General features: G+C 64.1%; 15 protein-coding genes. 7 read left to right on the top strand and 8 right to left on the bottom strand.

Annotation, left to right across the window (positions count from 1 at the left end; genetic code table 11):
- Positions 1-85: 85 nt before the first annotated feature.
- From EGM71_RS18205 to EGM71_RS18195, 3 genes are all read right to left on the bottom strand, one after another.
- Positions 86-646 (bottom strand): fasciclin domain-containing protein, encoded by a 561-nt coding sequence (locus EGM71_RS18205; RefSeq protein ID WP_188486184.1) that lies wholly within the window; start codon positions 644-646, stop codon positions 86-88.
- 176 nt (positions 647-822) lie between these two features.
- Positions 823-1,074, bottom strand: coding sequence for a hypothetical protein (locus EGM71_RS18200; RefSeq protein WP_188486183.1), 252 nt, complete (start codon positions 1,072-1,074; stop codon positions 823-825).
- Between the two features lie 92 nt (positions 1,075-1,166).
- On the bottom strand, positions 1,167-1,412 hold the full coding sequence (locus tag EGM71_RS18195; protein ID WP_030002866.1) for a hypothetical protein: 246 nt from the start codon (positions 1,410-1,412) through the stop codon (positions 1,167-1,169).
- A gap of 180 nt (positions 1,413-1,592) precedes the next feature.
- Between EGM71_RS18195 and EGM71_RS18190 the strand changes: the two genes are divergently transcribed.
- Together EGM71_RS18190 and EGM71_RS18185 are read left to right on the top strand one after the other, a co-directional pair.
- A complete protein-coding gene (locus EGM71_RS18190; protein WP_188486181.1) occupies positions 1,593-2,024 on the top strand; it encodes a BLUF domain-containing protein in 432 nt (143 codons plus the stop codon).
- 216 nt (positions 2,025-2,240) lie between these two features.
- Positions 2,241-3,035 (top strand): hypothetical protein, encoded by a 795-nt coding sequence (locus EGM71_RS18185; RefSeq protein WP_223224496.1) that lies wholly within the window; start codon positions 2,241-2,243, stop codon positions 3,033-3,035.
- A 24-nt stretch (positions 3,036-3,059) separates the two neighbouring features.
- Here the strand turns inward: EGM71_RS18185 and EGM71_RS18180 are convergent, their stop codons facing one another.
- Positions 3,060-3,452, bottom strand: coding sequence for a DoxX family protein (locus EGM71_RS18180; RefSeq protein ID WP_188486179.1), 393 nt, complete (start codon positions 3,450-3,452; stop codon positions 3,060-3,062).
- Between the two features lie 117 nt (positions 3,453-3,569).
- On the opposite strand from EGM71_RS18180, the gene EGM71_RS18175 reads away from it, so the two are divergent.
- Together EGM71_RS18175 and EGM71_RS18170 are read left to right on the top strand one after the other, a co-directional pair.
- Entirely contained in the window at positions 3,570-3,989 is a 420-nt protein-coding gene (locus EGM71_RS18175; protein ID WP_188489891.1) for an H-NS family nucleoid-associated regulatory protein, read from the top strand.
- A 49-nt stretch (positions 3,990-4,038) separates the two neighbouring features.
- Positions 4,039-4,446: a hypothetical protein gene (locus tag EGM71_RS18170; RefSeq protein ID WP_188486177.1), complete on the top strand. Its 408-nt coding sequence runs from the start codon at positions 4,039-4,041 to the stop codon at positions 4,444-4,446.
- 22 nt (positions 4,447-4,468) lie between these two features.
- On the opposite strand, the gene EGM71_RS18165 is transcribed toward EGM71_RS18170, so the two are convergent.
- On the bottom strand, positions 4,469-5,110 hold the full coding sequence (locus EGM71_RS18165) for a glutathione S-transferase family protein (protein WP_188486175.1): 642 nt from the start codon (positions 5,108-5,110) through the stop codon (positions 4,469-4,471).
- A gap of 176 nt (positions 5,111-5,286) precedes the next feature.
- On the opposite strand from EGM71_RS18165, the gene EGM71_RS18160 reads away from it, so the two are divergent.
- Complete coding sequence (locus EGM71_RS18160) at positions 5,287-5,535, top strand: hypothetical protein (protein WP_223224494.1); 249 nt, start codon at positions 5,287-5,289, stop codon at positions 5,533-5,535.
- 8 nt (positions 5,536-5,543) lie between these two features.
- Here EGM71_RS18160 and EGM71_RS18155 read toward each other — a convergent pair whose 3' ends face one another.
- Complete coding sequence (locus EGM71_RS18155) at positions 5,544-6,347, bottom strand: AraC family transcriptional regulator (protein WP_188486171.1); 804 nt, start codon at positions 6,345-6,347, stop codon at positions 5,544-5,546.
- A gap of 7 nt (positions 6,348-6,354) precedes the next feature.
- Here EGM71_RS18155 and EGM71_RS18150 point away from each other — a divergent pair, with 7 nt between their 5' ends.
- Entirely contained in the window at positions 6,355-7,305 is a 951-nt protein-coding gene (locus EGM71_RS18150; RefSeq protein ID WP_188486169.1) for a DMT family transporter, read from the top strand.
- Positions 7,306-7,319: 14 nt separating this feature from the next.
- On the opposite strand, the gene EGM71_RS18145 is transcribed toward EGM71_RS18150, so the two are convergent.
- Both EGM71_RS18145 and EGM71_RS18140 read right to left on the bottom strand, forming a co-directional pair.
- Positions 7,320-8,345 (bottom strand): hypothetical protein, encoded by a 1,026-nt coding sequence (locus EGM71_RS18145; protein ID WP_188486167.1) that lies wholly within the window; start codon positions 8,343-8,345, stop codon positions 7,320-7,322.
- A gap of 258 nt (positions 8,346-8,603) precedes the next feature.
- Positions 8,604-11,438 (bottom strand): TonB-dependent receptor plug domain-containing protein, encoded by a 2,835-nt coding sequence (locus EGM71_RS18140; RefSeq protein ID WP_188486165.1) that lies wholly within the window; start codon positions 11,436-11,438, stop codon positions 8,604-8,606.
- 557 nt (positions 11,439-11,995) lie between these two features.
- Between EGM71_RS18140 and EGM71_RS18135 the strand changes: the two genes are divergently transcribed.
- Complete coding sequence (locus EGM71_RS18135; RefSeq protein WP_100440001.1) at positions 11,996-12,448, top strand: PA2169 family four-helix-bundle protein; 453 nt, start codon at positions 11,996-11,998, stop codon at positions 12,446-12,448.
- The last annotated feature ends 121 nt before the right edge of the window (positions 12,449-12,569 follow it).

Raw genomic sequence — 12,569 nt, 5'->3', positions numbered from 1 at the left:
CCGCAGCCGCGATTCTGGTTCAAGGAGGGCGACAGCGGCAGCCGCTACGCGACTGCCGCTCATGTGGGCGTCCTGCTGCATGCAATTACTTCGGCATCAACACGGTATCGATCACGTGGATCACGCCGTTGGACTGGCCGACATCAGCAATGCTGATTCCAGCCTTGCCACCCTTGGCATCGATGACCCACAGCTTGCCGTCATGCAGAGCGACGGTGAGGGATTCACCTTCAACGGTCTTCAGCATGGCCTTGCCGCCGTGCTTCGTGGCATCGGCCATCAGCTGCGCGGAACTGTAGTTGCCCGGCACTACGTGGTAGGTCAGGATTTTGGTCAGTTGTGCCTTGTTTTCAGGCTTCACCAGCGTATCGACCGTACCTGCGGGCAGCTTGCTGAAGGCTGCATTGGTGGGCGCGAAAACGGTGAAGGGGCCGGCTCCATTGAGCGTATCGACCAGGCCCGCCGCCTTGACCGCAGCGACCAGGGTCGTGTGGTCCTTGGAGTTGATGGCGTTCTGGACGATGGTCCTGGTGGGATACATTTCCGCTCCGCCGACCATCACGGTACTGGCGGCGAAGCTCATTGAAGTGGCTGAGACGAGTACGGCGAAGCTTACTGTGGCGGCTATCCGCTGAAGAGCTTTCACGGCGCGTTCCTCTGTGGGATGCCCGCAAGGCGCGGGCATCCTACATACGCGCTGGCGCGGCCCTTGGATGCAGGTAGATGCGCCCGGGGCTTCCTGGCCTGAAGCGGCGACGCGTTGTAAAAGCCGAGTGAACGACTGCTCCTGCCGGCGCTTACGCAGTACGAACTGCGCGTCAATCAGCGTCGCGGATGGCGGATGTCGGATGCGCAGCCAGAAAGGCGCGCGTTGCTGATGGCCTGGCGGACACCACAGCTACGGCACGAGAGCACGGTTCCACCGGCAACGTGCTCCATCTCATGCTCATCCCACACGCTCGTTGATCCACAGGCGGTGCAGGTGGCGACGATCTGCAGTGCGCGGGCCAGCGTACCCTGCTCTCCAGCCGTGTAAGTGAGATCGGTGATCTGAAAAATGCCGGTATGACTCATGGGAATGCCGGGATGGTGCCTGTTGACGAACGATAGAGCCAACCAGGTATCGGTCGTGTCGGTGCCGCGTTGATGGATGGTTGAAGTGCAGGCTATTCGTCGTTGCGTCGGTTGAGCTCTTCAAGCCGTGCGCGGCTGACTGATTGGTGATTGCCGCAGGTTGGGCAGCTGAGGGCCGCCGCACCGTCGAGATCGACCAGGCCATGGTTGGGAATGGCCCTGAACTGCCAGGAACACTTGATGCAGGAGCAATCGATTCGGGTGACCTGCAGCAGGGTGCCGTCTGCCCGCGTCACTCCCTCGACGCTGATTACGTAGAACTGTCCGATGTCACGCATGAAGATAAACGAGATCCCTGAATCCGTAGGGCGCCCATCATGCTGTTTTGCGGGCCATCTGGCACAGAGGTGGTTCGGTCGAATTCTGAAGAGTTAAGAATGCGAGTGACGGTGCGGGCTTGTTCCCGGTGCTAGGGTATGGGCAGGTGCCGAGCCGGCACATCCTTCAAGGCAGAATCCATGCCCCTTCGGGCTGTTGTCTACGCAAGTCAGGTTGCCGCGGATCTTTCCGCGGAGCGTTTGGAGTCGCTCGTTGCGGACGCCGCCAGGTTCAACGGGATGGCCGGGGTTACAGGTGTCCTGCTGCACGACGGTGATCGCTTCGTGCAGTACTTCGAAGGGCCTGAAGACGGCGTTGCGAGTGTCTACGAGCGTGTGATGCAGTCGACGAGTCACACCGACATCGTTGAGCTGGCGCGAGGTCGCGTGTCTTCGCGGCAGTTTCCCTATTGGGCGATGCATCGCCTGCCGGCAGATCAACTGCTGGTGGGGAAGCTGGCGAGGGCGAATTGGTCGCGCTTCAAGAAGAGCGGGCCAGACGACGTCGCCGGGTCGATGTGGGGAATCGACGTGCTGGCCGTTGCAGTAGCGCCGTATGTTGAAGCTGCGTAGGGACTGACCTGGTTCCAGAGATGGGAGGGCTCACGTCGCAGTGGGACAAGTAATCCAACGCCGCCCGAGTGAGAGTTGGGATACGAGGACTGAGCGCCTTCCGCACGGCGTTCCAGGGCGTTATCAGCATGTCCCCGTCCGCTTGCCGGGATCATTTCCGTATCCGGCGGCGTGCGCAGGAGTGAATACAGACCGCGGGGGGGCGTGGTTGACGGCATGGTGTCGATCCATCGCCAGCACGCCCGTGTCACCGCGAGGGGGACGTCGACCACAGGTATGCTGGGCGTGCAGATGTTGATTCCGATCCCGACAGGAGACCGCATGATGCGCAGTACTTGTACGTTCTTCGTTCTGGCTGCATTGCAATGCGTTCCGGCATTCGCGTCCGACGCTGGCGAATCGCCCAAGCGCCCGTCTGTTGAAACCTTGAAACGCCTGATTGTCGACAAGGCACCGCAGACGCGCGTGCAGACACCGGACCATGAGCGGATCACTGCACGGCGCATCGACATCGTCGATGACACGGGCGTGATCCGCATGACGCTCTCCGGCAAGACGCCGGCGCCGATCATCGATGGCCTGCAGTACAAGCGGGCCTTCAACGTGGCCGGCATGGTGCTGTATGACGATAAGGGCAGCGAGCGCGGTGGTTTCGGTACTGCCGATGTTGACGGTGGGATGGCGGTGCTGGCACTGGATCATCCGGCGATGGATGCGATCGGCTGGCGGGTCTCGCCGGATGGGGCGGTGAGTTTTTCGATCAACCAGGCGCCAAAGCTGATCCGCGAGCCTGCACTGGGCAACAAGCTGATTCCCGGCGTGCAGGCACCGACCCGAATCGGCCTGGTGGTCGGCTCTGACGGCACGCCGGCCATTGCGTTGAATGACAAGGCCGACCGTACGCGGTTGCGGCTGACCGTCACTGCGGAAGGCTATGGTGCGATCGAGTTTCTGGATGCGCAGGGCAAGGTGATCCACACGCTGGCGCCAGAGGCCGAACTTCGCCGCTAGCGCGTGCACACTACGGATCGAGGCTTACCCGCGCCGACCGCGCCCATCAACGCTGTAGCGTCCAGCCCCGGTGCAGGCCAGCAGCAGGAACCCACCCGCCAGCCCCAGGTTCTTCAGGAACATGATCTGCTGGGTCTGATCGGCGAAGTTGTGGTGGAAGATGAAAGCGGTGACGAGGCTGAATCCCACCAGCACGATCGACACCAGCCGGGTCTGGAAGCCGAGCAGGATGCACAGGCCACTGCCGATCTCGAAGACGATGGTCGGCCATAGCAGGATGCCGGGCACGCCCATCGCTTCCATGTAGCCCTGGGTGCCGCTGAGATCGCCGAGCTTGCCCAGCCCGGAGACCAGGAACAGCGCCATCAGCAGGATGCGTGCAAGCAGGTAGGCGAGCGAATGCGATGAAGTGCTCAAAGGGATGTCCTCGGGGATGGCCGACGCAGGCGATCGGAGCCCACCGGCGGTGAAGCCCGTGTCTACGCGGTTGCCATCCGCCTTGACAGCCGCCGCGCCGCAGTGGACCTTTCCCGCATGACGATCGATATTGAATCGCTCAGCCTTCGAGAGCTGGGCGCCTTGGTGGTTGCCGCTGAACAGCGGAAACAGCTCATTTCCAGCCGCCGTCCGGCCAATGCGGTGCGGCGGATGCTGAAGGCCGCCGCTGCCGAAGCCGGCTACACCCTCGAAGAACTCTTCGGTGGAGAGGCCAGCGAGGTGGCCACATCCAACCGCAAACCCGCGCGGCGCAGAACCGGCAAGGTGGCGGCCAAGTACCGCGACCCGGAATACAAGCGGCTGACCTGGTCTGGCCGCGGGCGGATGCCGCGCTGGCTGGCCTCCAAGGTCCAGAAGGGCCACAAGGTCACCGACTTCCTGATTCCCGGGCTGGCGCGACCGACGGCGCGCAAGGGCAGCCCGATCGGCAAGCGCACGGTCTTCAAGAAGGATTGAGCCTGCCGCGCTGCTACCCTGCCTGGGTCTTTGAACGAAGGAGCGCGGGATGGCACACGATGGCGGTATGACGATCGGGCCCAGGATCCTGTACGCAGCTGCAGCCGCAGCCGTGCTGGTCAGCCTGCTGGCCTGGGCGATGGAATGGAGCGGAATGGCCTATGTCTGTCCGTACTGCCGCGTGCAACGCACGGTGATCGGCGTGCTGGGCCTGCTGACGCTGTTCGCGCGCCCGGGCGGCATCGTGGTGCCCTGGCTGTCGTACAGCGCGGGTGCCTTCGCGTTCGTGGTGGCGGCGATGCAGCACTTCAATGGTTGGAAGCGCATATCGGCGGGCGACTTCAGTTTCAACGATCAGTGGTACATCGACCCCTGGCTGTTGTCGGGCTGCGCGATGCTGGTCCTGGTGGCCCAGCTGATGCTGGTGCAGGCCGCCTGCCGGCGCAGGCTGCACTGAAGACCCCGCGCGGGGCGCAGTGCTAGGCGTTCTGGAATACCGCCAGCTGCGCGGCGAAGGCGCGCTGGTAGGCGGGCCGCTGCGTGGCCCGGGCCACATAGGCGGCCACCTGCGGGTACTCGTCGAGCAGGCCGCTGCTCTTCAGGCGCAGCAGTACCGAGACCATCATCAGGTCGCCCACGCTGAACTCGCCGTCCAGCCATTCCGCCTTGGACAGCCACGTCGACAGCTGCGCCAGCCGCGTCCGGACCCGCTCATCGAGCATCACCTGCCGCTGCCCGTACCAGGGTTGCTCGCGCTCAAGCACCCAGGCCATGGAGCGCTCGACGATGGGGGGCTCCACCGTGTTCAGTGCAGCGAACACCCACATGATCGCGCGCATGCGGGCGTCCGGATCTCGTGGCAGCAGGCCGGGATGCTGTTCGGCCAGGTGCAGGACGATGGCGCCGGATTCGAACAGGGTCCGGCCACCCTCCTGCCAGGTGGGAATCTGCCCGAACGGATTCCGTGCCAGGTGCGCGGGTTGCTTCATCTCGGTGAAGGTGAGCAGTTGTACGTCATAGGCTACGGCCAGTTCCTCCAGTGCCCAGCGCACGCGCATGTCACGGGCCAGGCCCTGGCCGCGGTCGGGGGAGGTGGCGAAGGCAGTGAGGATCGGCGGCATTGGAGCGCTCCTGCAGGCCGATGGGCCTGCCTTTCCTGTTCCGACGAACGACGGGGCGGGAAATCGACACTCGTGTCTGTGACCGTGTGCAGGCCACGCCTACAATTGCCCGATTCCTTCACTGGCAGGATGCCATGCGCGGTCTTTCCCGTTTACCCCCTTTCTGGATGCTGGCCATGGCGCAACTGCTGATCGCGGTGATCCTGGCCTCATCGTGGTTCTACGTGAATGCGAAGGCTGTCCTGGCGGGTCCGCCGAACCCCGATCAGTACGTGAACACCTGGGACTTTCAGATTGCGGTGTTCCTGTTCTACTGGCTACCCGCAGTGCTTCTGTTCATGGGCATTCTGCTGGGCATCGAACGGTTGGCGCTGGCGCCTCGGTATGCATGCCAGAAGGCCGCTGCCAGGCAGGATGCCAACTGACGGCACCTCTACCCGGCCCGATGCTGCTTCCGATACTGGTCGGGCGTGCACTGCGCGTGCCGCTTGAACATTTCGGCAAACGCGCTGACGCCTGAATAGCCCAGCTCCTCGGCAATGCGGCTGATCGGCTTGCGTGTGCACAGCGCCTCGGTGGCGCGCACGAACTTCACACGCCCACGCCAGTCGCCGAGTGACATGCCCAGTTCACTGCGCGCCATGCGCTCCAGCTTGCGCACGCTCATGTGATGCCGCTGCGCGATCTCGGCAACGGATCCGGCCGTGGACAGGTGTTTCTCCACGTATGCCATCACCTGCTTCAGTGCATCACTGCTGGCGATCGGCAGGAAGCTGGGCAGAACGGCGGCGTTGATGATCTGGTCGATCACCACCGCGGCCATGCGCCGTTGGTCAGGCGTCTGCGGATCGGTCACGCCCTGGCGCGCCAGTTCGTGCAGCAGTTCACGCAGAAGGGGCGTGACCTCCAGCGCCCGGCAGCGCGTGGGCAAGCGGCGCGACAACGCTGGCGACAGGTAAGCCGATCGATAGGCCAGCACCGATCGGTTGCGCGAGTAGTGGGCCACGCCAGGCGGAATCCAGAGCGCATAGTGCGGCGGGGACACCATCCACTCGCCCTCGATCTTCATTTCCATCACGCCCTGCGCAACGAAGTTGAACTGTCCCCAGGGATGGCTGTGCGTGCCCCAGTCGGTGGGTTCCATCGCACCCTGCCGGAAGTAGATCGGGCCGGGCAGCTGGCGGAAGGTGGGGATGGGTTCCATCGGTTGCCGCAAGCCCGGGTCGGAGTGGCGCATTTTCGGGATGTCCTTGATATGCGCCAAGCGTACGCTGGCCATTCCCCCGCGTACACCTGCCGTCTTGAACTATCTCTTCCCGATCCTCGCCTGCCTGCTGTGGGGCGCCAACACGATTGTCACCAAGTTGGCCTCCGGCTCGGTCGGTCCCATCGACATCGGCTTCTTCCGCTGGCTGGTGGCCGCGATCATCCTGCTGCCCTTCGCATGGCCACGGCTGCGCGGCCATCTACCGATCGTGCGCGCCAATCTGGGGCGCTTCCTGGTGCTGGGCTGCCTGGGCGGGGTGATGTACCAGTGCCTGGCGTACTATGCGGCGCACTTCACCTCGGCCACCAACATGGGCGTGATCCAGGCGCTGATTCCGCTGATCGCGCTGGCGCTGTCACGTCTTTTCATGGGCCATCCGGTGCGCGGTGCCGCCATCGTCGGTGCGGTGATCTCCACGGTCGGTGTGGTGGCCGTGGTGTCGCAGGGCGACCTGGCGCGGCTGGCGGCGCACGGCCTGAACCGCGGTGATGCGATCATGCTGATCGGCGCGTTGGCATTTGCCGCCTACAACGTGCTCATGCAGCGCTGGAAGATTCCGCTGCCGGTGCTGGAGTCACTGTTCCTGCAGGCCACGGCCGCATCGCTGATCCTGTTGCCACTGCAGCTGCTGGTCGGCAGCGGAGTGAACAACCTGACCGCTGTGGGCTGTATCGGTTTCGCTGCCGTATGTGCGTCGATCCTTGCACCCCTGACCTGGATGACCGGACTTTCGCGGTTGGGAGCGGCACGTGTCTCGGGCTTCTTCAACCTGGTGCCGATCGTGACGGCCGTGCTGGCGGTACTGCTGCTGGGCGAGTCGCTCAGCGGATGGGTGCTGGGTGGTGGGCTGCTGGCAGTGTCGGGCGTGGTATTTGCTGAGTTCAGTGCCAAGCGCGCGACGCAGGCCACGGCGGAATCGCAGGCGTAGGCTGAAATGGGCGATCAGGCGTGCTGCGCGGTCGCCAGTGCCTGTTCGATCCTCAGTTCCAAGGCATCGCTGTCGTGGCCGCGCTTGCCCTGCAGGCTCAGGTACAGCGACAGCGGGTCGATCACCGCGCCGACGCCGGTGAACGCCGGTGGATAGGCCCATATCTGCAACCGCACCTGCTGTGCGCAACCGGGGGCGGCCGTCGGCTGCGCAGCAAGCGCGCGCCAGGCATCGATATGCAGCGCACGGGTGGTCACCACCGCCGGCGATCCGTCCGCGTCCAGTGCATCCAGACCTGCACGCAGCGCTGGTTGGCCCGCATCGGCCAGCAGGGTGCCTATCAGCTCCCAGCAGACATCGACTTCTTTCAGGACCGGTGAGCGCAGGAAGGGTTGCGCCCTGGCCCAGACATCACGGCGATCGCCCGCCAGGCGCAGGAAACGTTCGCGGCCGCCCGTGGAGCGTTCGGCTAGGCCGCGCCCGACCAGCTCGGCGGACAACCGCGATGCGGTCATCGAGGTATAGCCTGCGGTGGCGCTGATCTCGCGGGGCGACCACCAGCGCGGCTGCCCGGACAACAGTACGTGGATCAGCACAGCCTGCGCCGAAGGCAGCAGCGAGATCGCCTTCTTCTCGTGGTCGGGCGCGTCGCGGAACTCGATGGCCAGGCTCGGTGCGAACAGCTGTGCGTGCGGCACCACGAAGTCGATGTGGTTCTCGACCAGGAAGCGTCGCTGTGTCGGTGTGAGGTAGGGCGAGACATACAGCACCAATGCGTTTGCTGCCGAGCGCAGGCTGCGTACGTCCTGGATGACGCGGCTGCTGGACTCGCCCGGCTCGCGGGCCACGGCGAGCATGGCAGGGGTTTCACCGTACAGGGTCAGCTCGGCGATGTGGTAGCGCGACGCCATCGCGCGCGGAATGGCGTGTGCCACCGTGACCGGATGCACCGCCGACGCAAGCCCCGGCAGGACCCTGCGCAGGTAGCGCTGCGCGTCAGCGACCAGGTCGGTCAGGCCGGTGCGAACTGCCGTCGTCATCTCGTACTTCCCTAGCAACGGTCTGGCCTGCATTGACGAATCGGGCCATGCCATTGCATGCAGTGGTGAACCTGGAGACGGGCATGCAGCATCGGTACGCGTGGCGATCCATGCGGTCCAGCTCCCTTGCCGTCATGACATCAGTGTTGCCGGAAACCTTGGAGATTCCGTCGAAGAACGATGGAGATTGGGTGGAGGAAGTGTGCAGCGTGGCCGGCGGACTCCCCTTCCGCCGGCCACGCGCACGGCCCGTTCAGGTCAGAAGCGCTGCGAGTACTTCACGTACACGGTGCGGCCGATATCGAACCCACCGTAGTAGGGGAAGGAGCTGGACGGCTTGGAGAACATGATCGGTCCCTGGTGGTTGAACACGTTGTTCGAACCCAGCGCCACGGTGCCGTCCCACGGCAGCTTGTAGCTGACCTGGATGTCATGGAACGCGTTGCCACCCACCCTGCGCTGCGCATCCGGTTCGCCATAGGCGTAGCGGTCGGGCAGGGTGCAGGGGCGATTCGGCACGCAGCTCTCCACCATGCCGGAGTAGTAGCGCAAGGTGTACTGGGTAGTGAAGTTGCCCAGCTGCCAGTTCACGCCGAGGTTGGAGCGCAGGCGGAAGATGCCCGGCTGGCCGACGCGGCCCATCATGATCGTTTCGCCGGCCGAGTTCTGGTTCTGCTCGTCGTAGCTGGAGACGTAGCTGTTCTGCAGGTCGAGGGTGAAACGGCCGAACGGGAATTCCGGCAGCCGGTAGCGGATGCCCAGGTCCCAGCCTTCGGTTTCCATGGCGCCGAGATTGGCCAGACCATAGAACATGCCGGTGATATGACCGTCGCCCGCGCGCTTGACGCTGCCGCAGCGCGGCGCATTGCCGAGCACGTAGCAGTCACGCAGGATGCGGTCGACGCTGTCCTGGATGATCATGTTGGTGATCTTGTAGCTGTACCAGTCCAGGTTGATGTCCAGCCCGTCGACCCAGCGCGGGCTCCAGACCACACCCACCGTCTTGCTCTTGGACTCTTCCGGGCGCAGCTTCGGGTTGGAGCCGGTGGTGAACTCGTCGGGGGTGGCACACGGGTAGCTGGCGCAGGGCTTGAGGCTCTGGTTCAGCTGCTGGTAGCCCAGCGGAACGCCGGCCGCATTGCATGCCGCATTGCCGTTGACGCTGTTGGTGGCACCCGTGCCACAGGGATCGACGTAGGTCTGGAAGCTGGTACCCAGCCCACCGTAGAGGTCGGAGATGCTCGGTGCACGGAAGCCCTCGGCGAAGGTGCCGCGGATCATCAGCTCCTCGATCGGGCGCCAGGCAAAGCTCGCCTTGGAGTTGGTGGTGCTGCCGAAGTTGCTGTAGTCGGAATAGCGCGTGGCCAGGTTCACGGTCAGTTCCTTGGCGAACGGCAGGTCGCGCAGCACCGGCACGTTCACTTCGGCAAAGAATTCATTGAGGCTGTAGTTGCCGGCGGTGGTTGATGCACCCAGCGCGGTGCTCTGGCGCGACTGCGCGAAGGCGTCGGGCACGAAGCGCCCTTCTTCCTTGCGGTACTGGTAGCCCAGCGCCACCGACAGCTCGCCGGCGGGCAGGTCGATCACCGGGCCGGAGATGTTGGCGAAGTAGCTGCGGGTCTTGGTGATGCCGGTATCGGTGAAGGTGGGGAACAAGAAGCGCTGCAATTCGGGGTCGGAGAGAGAGCCTGCCCCCGCGACACCGAATGGCAGCAAAGGATTCCAGGCCAGGCAGCCGGAGACCGGCGATGCCGCCGTGCCACACCGTGCCACGCCGTTGGCATCGAGGTAGGAAGCCCCCAATGCCTGCCGGGAAGCGATCAGGCTCATGTCGCCACGGCCTGTTTTTGTGACTTCATTGCGGTTGAACAGAGCGCCCACTTCCCAGTCGTAGGTCTTGGTGGCCAGCTCGAAATAGCCGGACAGGCTGGGGGCGATGCGCAGCGACTTCAGCTTGCTTTCGGTGGTGCGCGGCAGCTCCCACAGGCGGCGGTTGAACTCGACGTTGCGACCGACCGGGTTGAACACGCTGCCGGCCGCAAGTGGCGTGCCGAACTTGGTGGACTGGTACGGGTAGCCTGCGATCTGCTGGTCGGTGATGCGCTCGTTGTAGCCGATGTCGGTGCTGAACTTGATCTGGTCGGTCAGCGCATAGTCGGTACTGAGGAACAACGAGCGGCGCTCGATGCCGGTCTGCAGGTGCATCTGATCGTTGCCATTGGCGAACTCGGCCGGGGTGATCGGGTGGTAGTCGTTGGGGTTCTTCGGGTTGCCGCCAGGGTTGAGCGTCTTGAACACGGCATCGCCGGTGTTGCACTTGTAGAGCGCGGGGTCGCACCAGGAACCGTTCTGGCTGATGTTGCTCCAGTCCGCGCCGGGATAGTCGGGGCCGGCACCGCCATACTTCGAGAACGAACGATCGCGCGCGAACACGGGATCGGACTTCTGGTACTCCAGGGCCAACGTGTAGCCACCGCGCTCGCCGCGTGCGCCGGTAACCAGCGAGAAGGTGCTGTCCTTGCCGTCGCCCTGGCTGAACTGGCCGTGCTGCACGGAGACTTCCAGGCCGTCGTAGCCCTTGCGGGTGATGATGTTGACCACGCCGGCGATGGCATCGGAGCCGTACAGCGCGGAGGCACCGTCCTTCAGGACATCGATGCGCTCGACCGCACTCATCGGGATCTGGCTCAGGTCCTGCAGGCCGCCGGTGGTTGCCCCCAATCGCTTGCCGTTGACCAGTACGAGCGTGCGGGTGGCGCCGAGGTTGCGGATGTCGGCGTAGTAGCCGCCGACGTTCTCGCCGGACGCCAGCGCACGCGCGCGGGAGATGGCCGGCGAGCCGGTGGAGGTCAGGTTCTGCAGCAGGTCGGCAATGGTGGTGAAGCCCTGGTGCTCGATCATCGAACGGGTGATGGCGATGATCGGCTGTTGGGTTTCGATGTCCACGCTGCGGATGGCCGAGCCGGTGACCTGGATGCGGTCGAGGTTCTTCGGTGTCTTGTCGCCGTCGGTCTGTGCGTGCGCGGCCGGTGCCCAGGCAGCGGCCAGCGCGGTGCCCACTGCCAGCGAAAGCAGGGTGTACGAGTGATGCATTTGGCTCTCTCCAAATCCAGTTGTATGGGCTCCGCACATCGCTGTGTCGAAACCGATCTGAAACTCCGCTATGCGGAATCGGGAGGAACCTAACATTCCGTTTACACGTCAATTACGTTATGGACGCGTTATCGTCAGCGCGCCGCGCCGTTGGTCGTGCACGAGGCATCCACGCTCCGTCCACGCGACGGGATGCTGCTCTGCATCAGTCTGCCTCTGAACCCATAAACGATGAAGGAGACGTTGCATGAATACCCCGGGAAAACCGAAGCCCAGTTGGCGGCAGTGGCACGTTCTGCTTCTCGTTCTGGCGATCGTGCTGGTGATCGCATTGCTCGTCGTCACCGCGCCCTGGTGAATGCCGGACTGTTTGCTCAGTTCCCGTGAACGTTGTCGGGTCCGTGCATGAAGAAGTCAGTACGTGTTGTGGATGGTGACGCGCGGATCAATCGGCGCTCACCCTGGGCCCACATCCCCAACGCCACAGTGGACACGCAGGCAACGCAGATGCGTTTGCCGGTTTCCCACAGACTTTCAAGCGAACAGGAGTGATTTCCATGAGCACCCAGTCCACCATCGAGCATCGCCTCAACGACCTGATCGAAATCGCCCGAGATGGCAAGACGTTCTACGAGGAAGCGGCCACCAAGGTGAAGGATGCCGAGCTGTCCGCATTGTTCACCCGCATCGCCGGCGTCAAGGGGCGCATCGTCGCGGCGCTGAGCAGCTCGGTCGCCGCCAGTGGCGGCAAGCCAGCCGAGCATGGCACCGTGGTCGGTTCGATGCAGCAGTTCTACGGCAAGGTGCGTGCAGCCTTCGGTGACACCAACTATGGCTACGTGGCCGAGCTGGAAGAATCGGAGGACCGCCTGCTGGGCGCGTTCAAGGACGTGTTGAAGGACAACGAGCTTCCGCCGGCAGTACGCCAGGAAGTGACCCAGTTGCTGCCCGAAGTGCAGGAGTGCCACAACGTCATGCGTGCGCGGAAGCATGCGATGAAGGCTGCCTGACGGTTGAAGGCGGCCTTCTCCCCGGGGCCGCCGCGGCCGGGGCAGTACGCTGCCCCGGCCACCTTTCCCGGTGTGGCATAAAAAAGGGGCGGCCGTGAGGCCGCCCCAACGCTTCAAGGGC

The sequence above is a fragment of the Stenotrophomonas maltophilia genome, from assembly GCF_006970445.1.
In the GTDB taxonomy this organism is placed as follows: Bacteria; Pseudomonadota; Gammaproteobacteria; order Xanthomonadales; family Xanthomonadaceae; genus Stenotrophomonas; species Stenotrophomonas maltophilia_AU.
Note: the sequence above shows the minus strand (reverse complement) of the source record. Positions and strands in the feature narration are given on the sequence as shown.